General features: G+C 63.1%; 15 protein-coding genes. 6 read left to right on the top strand and 9 right to left on the bottom strand.

Annotated features, from left to right (window positions below):
• Positions 1 to 237: 237 nt before the first annotated feature.
• The 4 genes from ACIQ17_RS21360 to ACIQ17_RS21345 form a co-directional block, all read right to left on the bottom strand.
• The gene (locus ACIQ17_RS21360; protein ID WP_398471115.1) at positions 238 to 585 is read right to left on the bottom strand and encodes a hypothetical protein; all 348 of its coding nucleotides are present in this window, start codon (positions 583 to 585) and stop codon (positions 238 to 240) included.
• Between the two features lie 115 nt (positions 586 to 700).
• Positions 701 to 1147, bottom strand: a complete 447-nt coding sequence (locus ACIQ17_RS21355; protein ID WP_398471116.1) for a GNAT family N-acetyltransferase — start codon at positions 1145 to 1147, stop codon at positions 701 to 703.
• Between the two features lie 76 nt (positions 1148 to 1223).
• Positions 1224 to 1580, bottom strand: a complete 357-nt coding sequence (locus ACIQ17_RS21350; protein WP_398471114.1) for an endonuclease domain-containing protein — start codon at positions 1578 to 1580, stop codon at positions 1224 to 1226.
• Between the two features lie 128 nt (positions 1581 to 1708).
• Positions 1709 to 2452, bottom strand: a complete 744-nt coding sequence (locus tag ACIQ17_RS21345) for a hypothetical protein (RefSeq protein ID WP_398471113.1) — start codon at positions 2450 to 2452, stop codon at positions 1709 to 1711.
• 811 nt (positions 2453 to 3263) lie between these two features.
• Here ACIQ17_RS21345 and ACIQ17_RS21340 point away from each other — a divergent pair.
• Entirely contained in the window at positions 3264 to 3671 is a 408-nt protein-coding gene (locus tag ACIQ17_RS21340) for a DUF930 domain-containing protein (RefSeq protein ID WP_398471112.1), read from the top strand.
• A gap of 189 nt (positions 3672 to 3860) precedes the next feature.
• Positions 3861 to 5531: a DUF459 domain-containing protein gene (locus tag ACIQ17_RS21335; RefSeq protein WP_398471111.1), complete on the top strand. Its 1671-nt coding sequence runs from the start codon at positions 3861 to 3863 to the stop codon at positions 5529 to 5531.
• A gap of 77 nt (positions 5532 to 5608) precedes the next feature.
• On the opposite strand, the gene ACIQ17_RS21330 is transcribed toward ACIQ17_RS21335, so the two are convergent.
• Positions 5609 to 5971, bottom strand: a complete 363-nt coding sequence (locus tag ACIQ17_RS21330) for a CsbD family protein (RefSeq protein ID WP_398471110.1) — start codon at positions 5969 to 5971, stop codon at positions 5609 to 5611.
• Positions 5972 to 6146: 175 nt separating this feature from the next.
• Here ACIQ17_RS21330 and ACIQ17_RS21325 point away from each other — a divergent pair, with 175 nt between their 5' ends.
• Complete coding sequence (locus tag ACIQ17_RS21325) at positions 6147 to 6926, top strand: SDR family NAD(P)-dependent oxidoreductase (RefSeq protein ID WP_398471109.1); 780 nt, start codon at positions 6147 to 6149, stop codon at positions 6924 to 6926.
• Between the two features lie 92 nt (positions 6927 to 7018).
• Here ACIQ17_RS21325 and ACIQ17_RS21320 read toward each other — a convergent pair whose 3' ends face one another.
• Both ACIQ17_RS21320 and ACIQ17_RS21315 read right to left on the bottom strand, forming a co-directional pair.
• Positions 7019 to 7987, bottom strand: coding sequence for a Bug family tripartite tricarboxylate transporter substrate binding protein (locus ACIQ17_RS21320; RefSeq protein ID WP_398471108.1), 969 nt, complete (start codon positions 7985 to 7987; stop codon positions 7019 to 7021).
• A gap of 95 nt (positions 7988 to 8082) precedes the next feature.
• The gene (locus ACIQ17_RS21315; protein WP_398471107.1) at positions 8083 to 9489 is read right to left on the bottom strand and encodes a lytic murein transglycosylase; all 1407 of its coding nucleotides are present in this window, start codon (positions 9487 to 9489) and stop codon (positions 8083 to 8085) included.
• A 237-nt stretch (positions 9490 to 9726) separates the two neighbouring features.
• Here ACIQ17_RS21315 and ACIQ17_RS21310 point away from each other — a divergent pair, with 237 nt between their 5' ends.
• A complete protein-coding gene (locus ACIQ17_RS21310; RefSeq protein ID WP_398471105.1) occupies positions 9727 to 10611 on the top strand; it encodes a UTP--glucose-1-phosphate uridylyltransferase in 885 nt (294 codons plus the stop codon).
• Positions 10612 to 10627: 16 nt separating this feature from the next.
• On the opposite strand, the gene ACIQ17_RS21305 is transcribed toward ACIQ17_RS21310, so the two are convergent.
• Positions 10628 to 12121, bottom strand: coding sequence for a diguanylate cyclase (locus ACIQ17_RS21305; RefSeq protein ID WP_398471104.1), 1494 nt, complete (start codon positions 12119 to 12121; stop codon positions 10628 to 10630).
• Between the two features lie 187 nt (positions 12122 to 12308).
• Between ACIQ17_RS21305 and ACIQ17_RS21300 the strand changes: the two genes are divergently transcribed.
• Positions 12309 to 12581, top strand: a complete 273-nt coding sequence (locus ACIQ17_RS21300; protein ID WP_398471102.1) for a hypothetical protein — start codon at positions 12309 to 12311, stop codon at positions 12579 to 12581.
• 13 nt (positions 12582 to 12594) lie between these two features.
• Here ACIQ17_RS21300 and ACIQ17_RS21295 read toward each other — a convergent pair whose 3' ends face one another.
• A complete protein-coding gene (locus tag ACIQ17_RS21295; RefSeq protein ID WP_398471101.1) occupies positions 12595 to 14178 on the bottom strand; it encodes an outer membrane beta-barrel protein in 1584 nt (527 codons plus the stop codon).
• A 321-nt stretch (positions 14179 to 14499) separates the two neighbouring features.
• On the opposite strand from ACIQ17_RS21295, the gene ACIQ17_RS21290 reads away from it, so the two are divergent.
• Entirely contained in the window at positions 14500 to 15507 is a 1008-nt protein-coding gene (locus ACIQ17_RS21290) for an SIS domain-containing protein (protein ID WP_398471099.1), read from the top strand.
• The last annotated feature ends 62 nt before the right edge of the window (positions 15508 to 15569 follow it).

Here is a 15569-nt window from a genome sequence, read left to right as displayed (position 1 = left end):
CTGTTCGGCCCGATCATCGAGGATGATAGCGCGGGGTAGTTGGACGACGCGCAACGACGCTCCGCCCTCTCACCACGTCATGCCCGGGCTTGACCCGGGCACCCACGCCTCTGCTGCCTCACCACGACGCTCAACCGTAGGGCGGATTAGGCGAAGCCGTAATCCGCCGGCCGACGTCGTGGTTGAAACTCCGCGGCGGATTACGCTTCGCTAATCCGCCCTACGGCCCAGTTTTTATTACGCCGCCTTCGTGAACATCGTCAGCACGCCGTCCGCGATATTCACCGCGACCACCTGTGCCGAGCTCACGCCCTTCTCCTTCAGCGCATTGGCTGCGGCCGGCGAGGCATCGATGGAGGCGCGCAGGCCCTTCATGTCCTCGTCGCTGGTCTTGGACACGACCTCATCGACCTGCGTCTTCACGGCATCGGGCAGCGTCTTGACGTCGATCACCTGGATCTTGTTGATCTGCACGGTGGATTTCGGCGAGGTGCTTTCCGTGGGCGCCGCCCCCTGCGCCATCACGAGCGCGGGCGTGCCGAGGGAGAGCGAAGCGGCGAGAGCGAGAGCAGTCATGGTGCGCATGGTCGGTCCTTTCTGTTGATTGGACGCCCAGCGGTAACGGAGAAGTGTGCGGAAGGTCTGGAGCCGAGGTGGCGGTGACGTGAGGAGAATGCGGCGATGATGTGGGGCGACGCAGTTAGCGCCTGATCTGAAATCCGGTCTTCGATTGCTCGAAGCCCGCCGCTTCATAGAAGCGCAATGTTTCCGGCCGCTTCGATCCCGTCATCAGCATCACCTTGTAGCAACCGTGCTTCCACGCCCGCAGGATCGCAGCCTTGAGGATCGCCGACCCAAAGCCACGCTTTCGCCAATCCGCATGCGTAACTACGTTCTCGACAAGCGCATACGGCTTTCCGCCACGCGTGAGATTGGGAACGACGACCAGTGTGCAGCTTGCCACCATTTCATCGCCCACCATCCCGACAAGAACAGCGTTCCCACGCGAGAGCAGAAATGCCTTGAGGATGGCAATCGCTTCTTCTCGGTCACAACCGACATCGTGCTTGTCGAGATGAGTATACAGCGTTTGCAATTCCGGCAGGTCCTCGACCTGCACCTCTCGAACCAGCAACTCCGCGCCCATACCGACAGCTCCGTTTTCTTTTCCCTCCCCCAAGCCGCGTAGCGGCGCCGTGGGGAGGGTGGATCGATGCGAGCGTTCAGCGAGCATCGAGACGGGTGGGGCCGCCCAGAGCTCCGACGACAACGTCCATCACCCCATCCAACTCCCGATCGACTTCGTGATTCCAGAACCGCAACACCCGGAATCCTTCGCCGCGCAAAAACGCGTCCCGCATCTCATCTCTGCGTGCCGCCGCGTCAAAATTGTGCTGCCCGCCATCGACCTCGATCACCAGTTTGTCGCGAAACGACGCAAAGTCCACGATGATATGCCGGATCGGTGCCTGCCGCCTGAAGTGAAAACCGAGCGGTTTCAGCTCGCGAAGTTTGACCCAAAGCTTCGCTTCCTGCGGCGTCAGGTTCTTGCGCAACTGCCTTGCGAATGCGTTGGCCACGCCGACCTCGCTTGCTGAGACACCCCACCCGTCACGATGCTCGCTGAACGCTCGCAGTCGCGCCACCCTCCCCATTCGCTTCGCTCCGGGGAGGGAGAAGCCCCGCGCAAATCAGAAAATAAGACCGGTCAATAATTGAAAGATTGGATAGGATTCGGCTCATGGGAAAGCTGGTGACACCAATCAAAAGAGTATCGATCTTCTTGAGCCCAATCATCGGGATATTTGACTAAGAAATAACCGCCGGACGCATACTCGAAACCATCTGCTTGTTCATCACCAAGACTCAGTACCGGTGGGCCTCCATCCATATTGAGAAATTGCGCGGAAACTAACGCCACGAGACCACAGACCGCATCAGTTAGGTTGCCGAAGTTCGCTTGACCAAAATTGGCGTGCCTTGAATGCTTAACGTCATTGTACGCCGCATACCACGGGAGCTTTTCATTAGCCGCCCAGGCGCTGAATGGCCGTCGCACCTGTCCCTCCCCTTCCCAAACAGGCATCTTCACTTCGTATGACGACAAACGGTGCGATATGTTTACTTTGCTGTAGTCGGCCATCGTCCAGCTGCCAGCGGCAGCGTAACCATTTTCTGAAAGAATAGCTTTGAAGTTCGCCTCTAGCTCAAAACAGCATCGAGCAAAAAGCTCCAGGATACGATGTGAATAACAACCACAGTTTTCCTTTGACGGTTCAACGTAATCGAAGAGTTCGAGCAGATCTTTTTGAACGATTTGAAACGCCCGAATGAAATGCCCCGACGCCTTTGCGTAGTCCGGATGTGAGATGTAGCGACTATTGCCACTGTAACTGTAGCTACCGTCAGTCAACTGACGAACAGTTCGTTTGTAGGGCTTTAGGACGGGCATAGATATTCCCCAGCAAGACAAGATAGCCTCCTGTTTCAAATATCAGATGTGGAGGTCGGTACTGAAAATTCATTTGAATCGCTTGACATAAAAGAAGATCTGACTATATTCCTCTCCATCCTTCTCACGAGGGGCGCTTCTCGAGGGCGTCTTGAGGGTGGAGGAGGATGCGGTGCCCGCGGCCAGCCTCGCAAGCTGGACTCGGGAGGCCGGGGGCCACCGTCCCTCCCCATTACGAGGGGGCGCCACTAGCGTGGCTGCGACGGCACTGGCGAACGACGGGAAAACCGTCGGGATCAACGGCTCGGAAACTTGCTACGGCAAGGAGTAAGGGACGTGCCGGTGTGCGACAGAAGCGGTCCTCCAGCCCAAAATCCCGCGATGGCGCGCCAATAGGCGTCGCGCGGTGGTGAAGGCCGGTAGTGGCCGACATCATCGTGATTGCTACCAGGACTATGCGCTTGTTGGCGCGTCATCCCCCTCACCTTGCGGGGGAGCCCGGGTGAAAAGCCACTTCGCGCCAGGGCGCGGCAAGGACGGCGCGTGGGCGGATGAAATGGCGCGCTGCCGTAGGGCGGATGAGCGACAGCGTCATCCGCCGCAGAGTTTGCCGCATATGCTGGCCTCCCGCTTCCTTCACATCCTCCGCGGCGGATAACGCCTTCGGCTCATCCGCCCTACGGCACAGCGTCACGGCTCGCCTCACGTGCTGCTGATGTCGCATGAAACCATCTGTCGCTGGCCAGCGGCCTGCTCCTGCGCTATCCGAACCATCCCGCCTCACGTCTCCTCTCACGTCTCGCGTTGGTTCATGAAAACTCCTGCTCTCGCGCTCGCCGCGACTTCGGTCGTGCTTTCCGCCTTCACCATGCCGGCCGTTGCCGCACAGGATGCGCGCTTCATGCGCGCGCTCGACAGGCTCGATCCCAAAACCCGGCTGGAGCAGATCTGCGATCTCGAGGCGATGCGGAAGATGAGCGCCAGCGGCTCGGCCAAATCACGGGTCGACCGCGCCAAGTCCGACGTGATCACGCCGCCGCAGCATCTCGGCAATACGCTGGTCGCCAAGGGCGGTGCCTATCGCGCGGGCGGCAAATGGTACCAGATGTCCTTCACCTGCAAGGCGACGCCGGACCACAAGAGCGTGCTGGATTTCACCTACAAGACCGGCGCCGAGATTCCGGCGGCGAAATGGGCGTCCTACGGGCTCTGGAAGTAGTCCTGTTCGCTGCGCGGATGGCTCCGGTAACCCTGTCGCGAAAAGATCCCGGGACAGCTTGACGTTCCCGGGCTTCAAGGCTTGATGGCAGGCATCGCGGCTGCCCGCTTGCGGCCCGAATCCGGGTATAATCCGGATGGAACCTGGGCCTGCGTGCCCTCCATTTTGCGGTCGAGGCGATCAGTCCGAATGTCCGACAAGCCGAAAGCGACGAAAGCCAGATGGCGGCCGGATCTCTGGCGCCGCGAACGGCTGACGCTGGCCGTCGGCGTCACCGCGCTGGTGCTGCTGATCGGCATTGCCGGCACGGCCTCGGCGCAGTTCTTCGGTTTCGGCGGCCCGCCGCCGCAGCAACGCCAGCAGCCGCGCGGCGGTGGCTGGTTCGGCGGCGATTTCTTCCAGCCGTTCCAGCAGCAGGCGCCGCAGCAGCAGGCGCCGCGCCGCCGCGAGGATTTTTCCCGCGCGCCACAGTCCGACAAGACGAACACCGCCGCCGAGCGCAACGTGCTGGTGCTGGGCGACAGCATGGCCGACTGGCTCGGCTACGGGCTCGAAGACGCCTATGCCGAACAGCCCGACATGGGCGTGGTCCGCAAGCACAAGACCGTGTCCGGCCTGCTGCGCTATCAGCCCAAGGGCGAGCCGAGCGACTGGGCAGCAGCGGCCAAGGGCATTCTCGCCAGCGAGAAGGCCGATGCCATTGTCATCATGCTCGGCCTCAGCGACCGCATTCCGATCCGCGAGGCGGACAGGAAGGCCGCGAAGAAGGAAGGCGCCGCCGATGTGAAGCCCGGCGACAAGCCGGCCGACCATACGGATGCCGACGACAGCGCGGACATCACCGATCCCGGCGCGATCGTGAACGAGCGCAGCGCGCGCGGCGGCGGCATGGTGGATTTCCGTGACGAGCGCTGGGGCGAGCTCTACGGAAAGAAGATCGAGGAGATGATCAATGTCGCCAAGAGCCGTGGCGTGCCCGTGCTCTGGGTCGGCCTGCCCGCGGTGCGCGGGCCGAAGGCGATGGCCGATATGGTCTATCTCAACAATCTCTATCGCGATGCCGCCGGCAAGGCGGGCATCACCTATGTCGATATCTGGGACGGCTTTGTCGATGAATCCGGCCGCTTCCTGCAGCAGGGCCCGGATTTCGAAGGCCAGATCCGCCGGCTGCGCACGCCGGACGGCGTCTATTTCACCAAGGCCGGCGCCCGCAAGATGGCGCATTATGTGGAGCGCGAGATCACCCGCCTGCTGTCCGGCCGCTCGGCGCCGATCGCGCTGCCGACCGAACCCGCGCAGCCCGATGTGAATGTGGTGCCCGGCGCGCCGCCGCCGCGTCCGCTGGCTGGCCCGATCGTGCCGCTGGTCGCAGCCTCCATCGGCGGCGACACGCTGCTCGGCGGCCCCGGCGCCAAGGCGCTGAATGTCGATCCGCTGGTGGCGAAGACGCTGGTGAAGGGCGAGCCGCTGAATGCACCGGCCGGCCGCGCCGATGATTTCGCCTGGCCGCGCCGCGAGATCGGCCGCGAACAGGCCAAGGGCGACGTGCCTGTCGCCGCCGTGACGCCGCCTGCAGGCTCGGGCACCGCGACGGCCGCCGCATCGCCGGACGGCATCGCGCCTGTGGTGGCGCCTCCGGCGCCGCCGAAGCAGCAGGCGAAAAAGAAAACGCCGGTCGCCACCGAAACGCCGTCCTTCTTCGGCAATCTGTTTGGTGACGAGCCGCGCCGCCCGGCGCAGCCGGCTGCCTCCCAGCGGCCGCGCCAACAGCAATGGGCCCCGCAGCAGCAGGGCGGCCCGCGCCCGCCGGCCAATGTCGGCCCCGCCGCCTCCGCCCCCTCCGGCTTCTTCTTCCGCTAGGCGTCTGATTCCAGACATGAAAAATCCCTCGTCCGCTTGCGCGAACGAGGGATTTTTTATTCAGCTAATTCAATCGCTTAGTAGTTGAAGCGATTGGGCCGACGGCGCGGCGGGCGCGACATCAGCATGGCGAGCGCAAAGCCGATGCCGCCGGCGATCAGCAGCGAGCCGAGCGGATTGTCGCGCACCTTGTCGGTGAGCGCCTGCGTGCCATCGCGATAAGTGTCGCTGTCGAGCGCATCCTTGGCATAGCTCGCGGCGGCTTCCGACGCATCGCGCACGCCGTCTTTCACCTGGCCATACAGATTCTGCACGGTGCCTTCGGCTTCGCGCGTGCGGCCCGAAACTTCGGTTCGCTCGTCGCCCGTTGCCTTGCCGACGACGCTCTCAACCTTGCCAGCGGCATCCTTCGCGGCGCCTGCGATCCGGTCCTTATCCATATCAATCACTCCGTGAGGGAAACTCTCGCCGGTGTAATGCTCGAACCGCTTGCTGGTTCCCTCACGATTGCGCAGCCGCGGAGAAAGCGCCGACTGCACGCGTTTGACCTGTTCGCCGTTCGATGCAAGCCTTTGCGCAAGCCTCAGCATGAAGGCGAAACATCGGAGGACTCCCTTGTCGGATTACAAAAAACTCAGCCGCTCGGTGCGCGGCCTTACCGTTCTCGTCACAGGTGCTGCAAGCGGCATGGGCCGCGCGACCGCACGCGTGTTCGGCGAGGAAGGCGCCAATGTCGCCGTCACCGATCTGTCACCCGAAGGCACGTCTGCGGTTGCCGATGCGATCACCGCGAGCGGCGGCAAGGCGCGCGCATGGACGCTGGATGTCGCCGATCCCGAGCGCATCAAGACCGTGGTGAACGAGGTCGCCGCGCATTTCGGCGGGCTCGATATCATCGTCAACAATGCCGGGATTTCGGTTTCCACCGAGATCGACAAGGACGGCTACGACGCCGCATGGGATCGCGCCATTGCCGTGATGCTGACCTCGCATCAGCGCACCATCCGCGCGGCACTGCCCTACCTGCGCCAATCGAAATGCCCCCGCATCGTCAACATCGCCTCCACCGAAGCACTCGGCGCGACGGCGCTGCACAGCCCCTATTCCGCCGCGAAAGCTGGCGTGACGGGCCTGACACGATCACTTGCCGTCGAACTCGGCCGCGAAGGCATCACGGTGAACTGCATCTGTCCCGGCCCGATCACGACAGGCATCACGCAGCGCATCAGCGACGAGCACAAGGTCATCTTCGCCAAGCGCCGCACGGCGCTGCGCCGCTATGGCGATCCCGAAGAGGTCGCGCATATGACCGTGAGCCTGTGCCTGCCGGCGGCGTCCTATCTCACCGGCGCAGTCATTCCGGTCGATGGCGGGCTGATGGCGAGGAATGCCTGAGTCCGTCATTGCGAGCACAGCGAAGCAATCCAGAAGCCGCACGAAGACAGAACTGGATTGCCTCGTCGCTACGCTCCTCGCAATGACGGAGACTAGATCCGCTCGATCTTCGCCTTGTCGAGCACCTCGCCCCAGCGCTTCACGTCCGAGGCCAAGAGGTCGATCACTTCCTTCGGCTGCGAGGCCTTCGCCTGGCTGCCGAGCGCGAGCAGGCGCTCCTTCACGGTCTCGTCTTTCAGCAGCGTCGTGGTCGCGGTGTGGAGTCGGGCGACGATGTCATCGGGCAGACCCGCAGGGCCGACAAGCGCGTACCAACCGGGCGCGGCATAATTCGGAAAGCCCGCTTCGGCGACGGTCGGGATATCCGGGAACGACGCAAAGCGCTGCGCCGTGGTGACGGCGAGCGCGCGAAACTTGCCGGCCTTGATCTGCTCGATCATCGAGATCGGCGGATCGACCATGAAATCGACGCGGCCTGCGAGCACTTCGACCACAGCCTGCGCGCCCCCGCGGAACGGGATGTGCTGGAATTTGACGCCGGCCAGTTGCGCCACCTGTTCGACGATCAGATGCGGGCCCGAACCGACGCCTGGCGTGCCGTAGGTGAACGGCTTGTCCGGCTGTTTCTTCGCGGCGGCAATGAGCTCGGCGAGCGTCTTGAATGGCGCATCCGCATTGCAGGAAAACATGTAGGGCGCTTCAGAAACCTGACAGATGCCCTTGAGATCATCGACCGGCTTGTAGCTGAGGCTCTTGTAGAAAGCCGACGACGCGCCATAGGTCGCCGTGATCAGCGAGATCGTGTAGCCGTCCGGCGCGGATCTTGCGAGTTGCGCGCCCGCCAGTGTAGTGCCCGCACCGGGCTTGGTCTCGACAACGACCGTCTGTCCGAGGATCTTCGCAAGGCCTTCCGCAAGCATACGCGAGGTTGCGTCCGTCCCGCCGCCGGGCGCAAATCCGTGCAGCAGCGTGATTGCCTTTTCAGGCCACGCGGCCCTGGCCCAGGTTGGAAAAAGTGCGGCCGAAAACCCGGCCAGAACGGTACGCCTATTCAAAATCATTGCTGTCCTCATGTCTGAAGGTAACAGCGCAGCAAGAGACGTGCCGATGTGGCGGAAATAGGTACGATATGCCTCCGGTGATAAATAACGGAACTTTAGCGGCCGCGCAGGCGATCCAGCATTTCCGAAGTTGCAAAACCGTCAGCCGGCACGCCAATTGAAGCCTGGAAATTGCGCAGCGCTTCACGCGTCATGCTGCCGAACTGTCCGTCTGGCGTACCTTTGTAGAGCCCGCGCTGGACCAGCAATTGCTGCAGTTCGAGCCGCTCGGCCCGCGACAGCACGCGCTCCTGACGCGGCCAGGGCTGCACGAAAGGTGGTCCACCGCGCAGCCTGTCGGCAAAATGCCCGATCGCCAGCGCATAGGCTTCGGCGGGGTTGTATTTCATGATGACGCGAAAATTCTGCATCATTAGAAAGCCGGGTCCTTGCGCGCCGGCCGGCGCGAGCAGATAGGCCTTGTCGCCGCCATGCGGAAACCGCTGACCGTCAGCGCGCTTCAGGCCAAGCTGCTCCCACTGGGTCAGCGTGAGCATCTTGGCGCGATCCGCCTGCATGTAGTTGAAACCCTGCGGGACGACGACTTCGTAGCCATAAGGCTGTCCGCTCTGCCAGCCATCCTTCTTCAGGTTGTTGGCCGTGGAGAAGATCAGATCGGTGGGGTTGTCGACCACATCGCGGCGGCCATCGCCATCGCCGTCGACGGCGAAGCGCTTGAACGCCGTGGGCATGAATTGCGTCGGTCCGAATGCGCCGGCCCATGATCCCTTCAACTGCTCGCGGCGCAGGTCGCCGCGATGCAGGATCTCGACGGCCGTAAGGAATTCGTCCTTGAAGTAAGCCTGACGACGACCGACGCAGGCGAGCGTGGCGGTGGAGCGCACCACGTCGCGGTCGCCGATCATGGTGGAGTAATTGGACTCGATGCCCCAGATGGAGGCGACGATGTAGCGATCGACGCCATAGGCGCGTTCAGCCGCATCGAAAATCGTCTTGTACTGCGCCAGGATCTCGCGGCCCTTGGCGGCGCGGTTGTCGTTCACCAGGATGTCGAGATAGTCCCAGATCGCCTTGGTGAATTCCGGCTGCGAATCCATGAGATCCATCAATCGCAGGTCGGGCGTCAGCCCGGCTGTGATGTCGCGATAGTTCTGCTCGGACACACCACGTCGTGCGGCATCAGGCCACAGGCCGGCGACGCAGCTATCGAAGTTGGCCGCGGCCTCGCGAATGGCAGCCGCCGTCATCAGCGGATGACCGGATGCGCCATCTTCGCCGGTCCATGGCAGCGGGGCGCTGGCGCCTGCCGCAGGTGCTGGCGCGCTCGGCGCCTGTGCCTGACGCTGGCCGGGATTGAAGATGTTATCGAGGAAATTGAGCGGACTACCCGATTGCGCCTCCGCAGAAACCGACGACACGGCAAGCACGACGCCAGCAGCCATTGCAGCCCATCGCCTGCGGCGCATCACATGCTTGCGTCCGCTGATTCCTGTGGTCGTCATCCGGCAAAATTCCAATCGTAACGGTGTGATGACAAGAGGTCGGAGAGGGTTTCGATCCGCTTAATACTAGTCCGATTCCACCGGCAAGTCAGAGAGCCCGGCTTGCATGGAATACCGACAGAACGTCGCGCCTGACATACATCCGCCTTTGTTACCGCTTGCAAAGGGAACCTTGGCGCGCAATCCTCGTTGTGTTGCCTGCGCCCTTTCCTTTTCAAGCTCACCGCAAAGCTCCCGATGAAAATTCGCAAAGCCGTATTCCCCGTCGCTGGCCTTGGCACCCGCGTTCTTCCCGCTACCAAGGCGATGCCGAAGGAGATGCTGACCATCGTCGACCGGCCATTGATCCAGTATGTCGTCGATGAAGCCCGCGAAGCCGGCATCGAACATTTTATCTTCGTGACCGGCCGCAACAAGGGCGTGATCGAAGACCATTTCGACCGCATGTTCGAGCTCGACGAGACCCTGAAGTCGCGCAGCAAGACCGCCGAAATGGAGCAACTCGCACGCTTCCAGCCCGGTGCTGGCGAAACCAGTTTCACCCGTCAGCAGGCGCCGCTCGGCCTTGGCCACGCCGTCTGGTGCGCCCGCGAGATCGTCGGCAACGAACCATTCGCCGTCGTCCTGCCGGACGAGCTGGTCCTCAACGCGCCCGGCGCGCTGAAGCAGATGGTCGATATCGCCCAGAGCCTCGATGCGAAATCGAATCTGGTGGCCGTCGAGGAAGTCCCGGTCGAGCTGACCCATCAATATGGCATCTGCAGTGTCGGTGACCGTCATCCGACCCACGCCAACGCATTCACGGTCAACGGCATGGTGGAGAAGCCGCCGAAGGGCACCGCGCCGTCCAACCTGTCGATCACCGGCCGCTACATCCTGCAGCCGGAAATCTTCAAGATTCTCGAGACCCAGGAGCGCGGCGCCGGCGGCGAAATCCAGCTCACCGACGCGATGATCGGGCTGGCCAAGCAGCAGCCCTTCTTCGGCGTGAAGTTCGAAGGCGAGCGCCACGATTGCGGCTCCAAGGCCGGCTTCCTGCGCGCCAATATCGCCTACGGCCTGCAGCGGCCAGACCTCAGCGACAGCCTGCGCGCGGACATGCTGCGCTATCTCGGCAAGTAGGAATCCCGGATCGGATTTACGCCGCCTGCAAGCGGTGCGTCGTCTCCGCGACGGCGCACTGGTTGCGGCCAGCCGCCTTGGCGACATACAGCGCCTTGTCGGCGGCTTGCACCAGTTCGGTCCATTCCATGGTCACCAGCGGACGCATGCTGGCGATACCGATGCTGACCGACAGCTGGGCCGGGTCCGCCGGAACGCGCTCGACGCGCTGACGAATGTTTTCGGCAACCTCGCGCGCATCGCTTTCCGACGCCCCCGGCAAGAGCACCGCGAATTCCTCGCCGCCATAGCGCGCCGCGCAATCGCCTGACCGCTTGGCAGCCGTCGAGATGCAGCTGGCGATGGCGATCAGTGCCTGATCGCCTGCCTGATGGCCAAAGCTGTCATTGAATATCTTGAAATAATCCGCGTCCACCAGCAGCAAGGCGATGGGCCTCGACATGCGAATGGCACGGCGCCATTCCAGCTCGATCGCCGCATCGAATTTGCGGCGATTGCGCAAGCCGGTGAGCGCGTCGGTGGTGGCGAGTTGCTCCAGCCGGCCTTCCGCGCTGGCGCGGCGGCTGATCTCGCGGGCGAGAAAGACGGTGCCGACGCTGATGAAGGCGATCAGTGCCAGCATGATGGCGCCGATCCGCCAGGCCTGCTTCTGCCAGAGCGTATAGATGCCGTCCCACGGGCGGCCGACAATCACGATCAGTGGCCTGCCGCTGTCGCGCCACACGAACAGACGCAAGATCTTGTCGACCGCACCGACGCCGGAATAGCTGCCATTGGCGCGCGCCAGCACGCGCATGACGCCTTGGGTCTTGCTGAGGTCCCGTCCGATGACATTCAGATCGAACGGCGTGCGCATGATCACCACGCCATCGCGCCGAACAACGGTGATGGTTTCGCCGGGATTGAGGCGAAGGCGATCGAACAGATCGAGGAAATAGGAGAACCGGATCGAGCCCGCGACCACGCCTGCGAAATTACCTTCGGCATCGGTGATCCGGCGGCTCAGCACGATGGAATAGGCATTCTGGTGGAGCCGCGGCACGCTGATGAAGAGACCGCGTTCGCCATCGAGCTTGTGAACCTTGAAGAAATCCTCGTTGGCCCTGTTCTGCCTGGCCGGATCCAGCGAGGCGGCATCGATCGTCAGATCGCCGTTGGCATCGAAGACCTGGATGGCACCGAACTGTGCGGATGAAGCCGCCTTGTCGAACAGGATCAGCTGGCGCAGTTCGCGGCTGAGCTGACCGATTTCCGGCGTGTTGATGCCCGAAACCACCGCGCGCAAGGAGAGATCATATTGTTCGATGGTGCGGCCGATATCGGAATCGATGGAGGTCGCGAGATTCTCGCTGGTTTGCTTCGCCAGAGCCTGCTCGCCGTGGCGCATGTCCAGCATGACGCTGCCGCAAATGGCGGAAAAACCGAGGATGGTCACCAGCGAGGACAGAATCAACAGCTTTGCCGACAACGGCCACCGTCGCATCCCCAGCACTGGCTTCCAAAAATTCATAAAATAAAACTCCCGGCTCATGGCATCGCACGCCAAAACTTGCCGAGCGCTTAAATACCCGTCGCCGGTTCCCTGCTTCGTTAATGAACCATTGCCGGCGGGACGGTCCGGATTACGAACAGGCGGTGGCGCGAGGCGGAATAGCCGCGTATGACGGTCCGGCCGTCAAAACTCCCGAGGACCATCCGTGCCCGACTACGATCTCCTGCGCGCCTATCTGGCGACCCAGACCAAGGACGAAATCGTCCTGACCATGGATACGATCGAGGAGATCATCGACGACGCGTTGCCGCGCGCCTCGCACCGGGCATCGTGGTGGGAAACCGACCGTGCGCCGGACGAGCACATGCCGCAGCGAGAGGCCTGCATCGCAGCAGGCTTCGTGGCAACGCGCCTGCCCGACGGCTCGGGCGTGAAGTTCAACCGGAAGACGGCGAAGTTTCTGCGGAAGTGGAAGTGAGCGACACCAGCGACTAGCGCTGCAGGCGGACGCCGAGCATCACCACAGTCGCAGCGGTGCTCGCACCGACGACGTTGGAATTGAGGATGTCGCGGCGCACCTGCGCCTTCACCCACAATTCGCGGCTCATCTTGTAGATCAGGTTGCCTTCGATCGAATACAGCTTATCGGAGCGGAAGTTCTCCTGATAATCCTGCGTGCCGTAAGTGAACTTGCCGACCGCGGTGAGCCAGCGACGGAAGTCGTGATCGACCTGCACCGTGTAGAGCCGCGTCAGCACGCCGGGAACGCCGGGCACCGTGGTTTCATCAATCGATGTCGTGGTGATGAAGCGCGCAGTCGTCAGCGGCGTCGCGCTCCATACCAGCGAGGCCGATGTCAGAAGCCCCTTCAGCACTTCGAGGCGCGGATCCTCATATTTGCGTGCGAGATAACCGATCGACGCTTCGCCGGTCAGCAGGCGCGTGAATTCGAAGGTCGTGCCGGCCTTGATATAACCGCCGCTGGAATCGCGCAGATAGCCGAAGCGATCGTCGCGCTGGTCATGGACGCGGACGTCGCCCTGGATTTCGGCGAATGGCTTCAGGCCGGGGAGCACTTCATAGCTGACACGACCGACACCGCCATATTGATTGAAGTTGCGGTCCCGGTTGTTGTAGGTCGTGCCGTCGATCAGTTTCGAATCCTGATAAACGGTGCGGTCGACCAGCGCGTCCATCTTCAACTGAAAGCGGTTGAAATCCTGTTCGAACCCCACAGTGCCGCCGGTGGTCGTGAATAGCGGAAACTCCCTGAGACCGACCTGGATGTTCGGGCTGCCGGGATTGTCGGAGCCGACGCGCATGCGCGCTTCGGTATTGATGCGGGTATCGCGCGTCGCATCGATGCGGCCGGCGATCTTGCCGTCGAACTGGGCGCGATCGACATTCTCGGGCGATGGCGAGGCCTGCTGGAACACCGCCGACGGAAATTCCTTGGCATAGCCCGTGAACGAGCCGCGCAGATCGACGATCACCGAATGGCGCGACCAGTTGGATGCCGCGAGCAGTTCGGGCGCGATCTGGTAGAGCGCCGAGCCGCGCGGCTGCAGCAAGCGCGCCGGGTTATCGCTGTAGCCGCCCATGACCTCGACGGCGCCCTTGACGAGGAAGCTGCCGACACGGATGCCGGTGGGCGCATAGGCATCCTGTTCGATCGGCAGCCGCTTGCGCGCGGGCTGGCCGATGACCGCGCCGGCAATCGCGGGCGCGACCGGCGGCTTGGCTGCCTTGGCCGACGGCGGCACTGGTCGCGTTTCCGGCACGAGCGGGGGCGGCGGACTGCCGGGGCCGACGGGACGCTTCGGCCTCCGCTGGCCGGGATAGTATTTGACCTGCTTGAGCTTGCGATTGAGCGCGTCATAGCCGGTCTCGGCGGCGCCCGAGGCTGCGGGCGTCGGCGGCGTGATGATGGATTGCCGGTCCTGCGCGCGTTGAGGCGACAGCAGGCTGGTCTGCAGCGTACCGCGCGGCTGCACCGTACTGCCCGGACGGCGCGACGGCAGATCCTCCGGCTGCACGAAGCCGCCGGGAACCGGCGCCAGCAGATCCGAGGTCAAAGCCTGTGCGAAAACAGGGGATGGCGCGGCGAGTGCAAGGCACAGACATGCCGAAACCGCGCTGGTTGCCCATGCGCGGTTCCCCGTCCGGTCTGCCCGACCCATCCTCACGATACCAAAAACTCCAACGCCATCAGAAACTTGGATGAGGTGATCGAAATCCGCGGCAGGCGGCCAGACGACAACTCATGGTTAAGGGAGTTAAAACCGTTATGGTTAATGGGGCGTTGAGATTGCCGGCCGGTGTTTCGCTTCGGGCGCGGCGGCGTGCTAAAGGACGGCCATCACACAGGCCGATGGACCGGCCGCAGGACACGACCCATGGCCCTTTCCAAAACTCCGACCCCCACCATCAGCGATCAGGCCAGCGAGGCGATCGCCTCGGCGCTGCGCACGCTGGAGGCGGAAGCCAGCGGCGTCACCGCGCTTGCCGCCGCGCTGCAGGCCGATCTCGGCCCGACCTTCGCGGCTGCTGCCGACCTGATCCGCAAGGCCAAGGGCCGCCTGATCATCACCGGTCTCGGCAAGTCCGGCCATATCGGCCGCAAGATCGCCGCCACCTTCGCTTCCACCGGCACGCCGGCGTTCTTCGTCCATGCGGCTGAAGCCAGCCATGGCGATCTCGGCATGATCACCGCTGACGACGTCATCCTCGCGATGTCCTGGTCCGGCGAGCAGCCGGAGATGAAGAACCTCATCACCTATGCCACGCGCTTCAGCATCGGCCTGATCGCCATGACCTCGGAGGCCGGCTCGACGCTGGCCCAGGCCGCCGATGTCGCACTGACGCTGCCGAAAGCGCGCGAGGCCTGCCCGCATAATCTGGCGCCCTCGACCTCGTCGCTGATGATGCTGGCCATGGGCGATGCGCTGGCCATCGCATTGCTGGAAGGCCGCGGCTTCACCTCGCGCGACTTCAGCGTGCTGCATCCCGGCGGCAAGCTCGGCGCGCTGCTGAAATACACCCGCGACCTCATGCACCAGGGCGACTCCGTACCGCTCAAGCCGCTCGGCACCAAGATGTCGGATGCGCTGGTGGAAATGTCGGCCAAGGGATTTGGTTGCGTCGGCATCGTCGATGCCAGCGGCCATGTGGTCGGCATCGTCACCGACGGCGACCTGCGCCGCCATATGCGCGCCGACCTGATGACCGTCTCCGTCGATGACGTGATGACGAAGAACCCCAAGACCATCAGCCGCGACCTGCTCGCCGGCGAGGCCCTGGAAATTCTCAACACGGCAAAGATCACCGCGGTGCTGGTCACCGACGGCAGGAAGCCGGTCGGCATCGTGCATCTGCACGACCTGCTGCGCGCGGGCGTGGCATAGCTCGGTGTGTAGGATGGGTTGAGCGCAGCGGTACCCCTCACCACATGCACCCGCAGTGATGG

Origin of the sequence: Tardiphaga sp., assembly GCF_044340795.1 — a bacterium.
In the GTDB taxonomy this organism is placed as follows: Bacteria; Pseudomonadota; Alphaproteobacteria; order Rhizobiales; family Xanthobacteraceae; genus Tardiphaga.
Note: the sequence above shows the minus strand (reverse complement) of the source record. Positions and strands in the feature narration are given on the sequence as shown.

Bases quoted from the DNA above. Each gene is read 5' to 3' on its own strand.
- ACIQ17_RS21320 (WP_398471108.1), bottom strand. From the start codon at position 7,987: ATGATTTTGAATAGGCGTACCGTTCTGGCCGGGTTTTCGGCCGCACTT.
- ACIQ17_RS21330 (WP_398471110.1), bottom strand. From the start codon at position 5,971: ATGGATAAGGACCGGATCGCAGGCGCCGCGAAGGATGCCGCTGGCAAG.
- ACIQ17_RS21340 (WP_398471112.1), top strand. From the start codon at position 3,264: ATGAAAACTCCTGCTCTCGCGCTCGCCGCGACTTCGGTCGTGCTTTCC.
- ACIQ17_RS21345 (WP_398471113.1), bottom strand. From the start codon at position 2,452: ATGCCCGTCCTAAAGCCCTACAAACGAACTGTTCGTCAGTTGACTGAC.
- ACIQ17_RS21305 (WP_398471104.1), bottom strand. From the start codon at position 12,121: ATGAATTTTTGGAAGCCAGTGCTGGGGATGCGACGGTGGCCGTTGTCG.
- ACIQ17_RS21290 (WP_398471099.1), top strand. From the start codon at position 14,500: ATGGCCCTTTCCAAAACTCCGACCCCCACCATCAGCGATCAGGCCAGC.
- ACIQ17_RS21360 (WP_398471115.1), bottom strand. From the start codon at position 585: ATGCGCACCATGACTGCTCTCGCTCTCGCCGCTTCGCTCTCCCTCGGC.
- ACIQ17_RS21335 (WP_398471111.1), top strand. From the start codon at position 3,861: ATGTCCGACAAGCCGAAAGCGACGAAAGCCAGATGGCGGCCGGATCTC.
- ACIQ17_RS21355 (WP_398471116.1), bottom strand. From the start codon at position 1,147: ATGGGCGCGGAGTTGCTGGTTCGAGAGGTGCAGGTCGAGGACCTGCCG.
- ACIQ17_RS21315 (WP_398471107.1), bottom strand. From the start codon at position 9,489: ATGACGACCACAGGAATCAGCGGACGCAAGCATGTGATGCGCCGCAGG.
- ACIQ17_RS21310 (WP_398471105.1), top strand. From the start codon at position 9,727: ATGAAAATTCGCAAAGCCGTATTCCCCGTCGCTGGCCTTGGCACCCGC.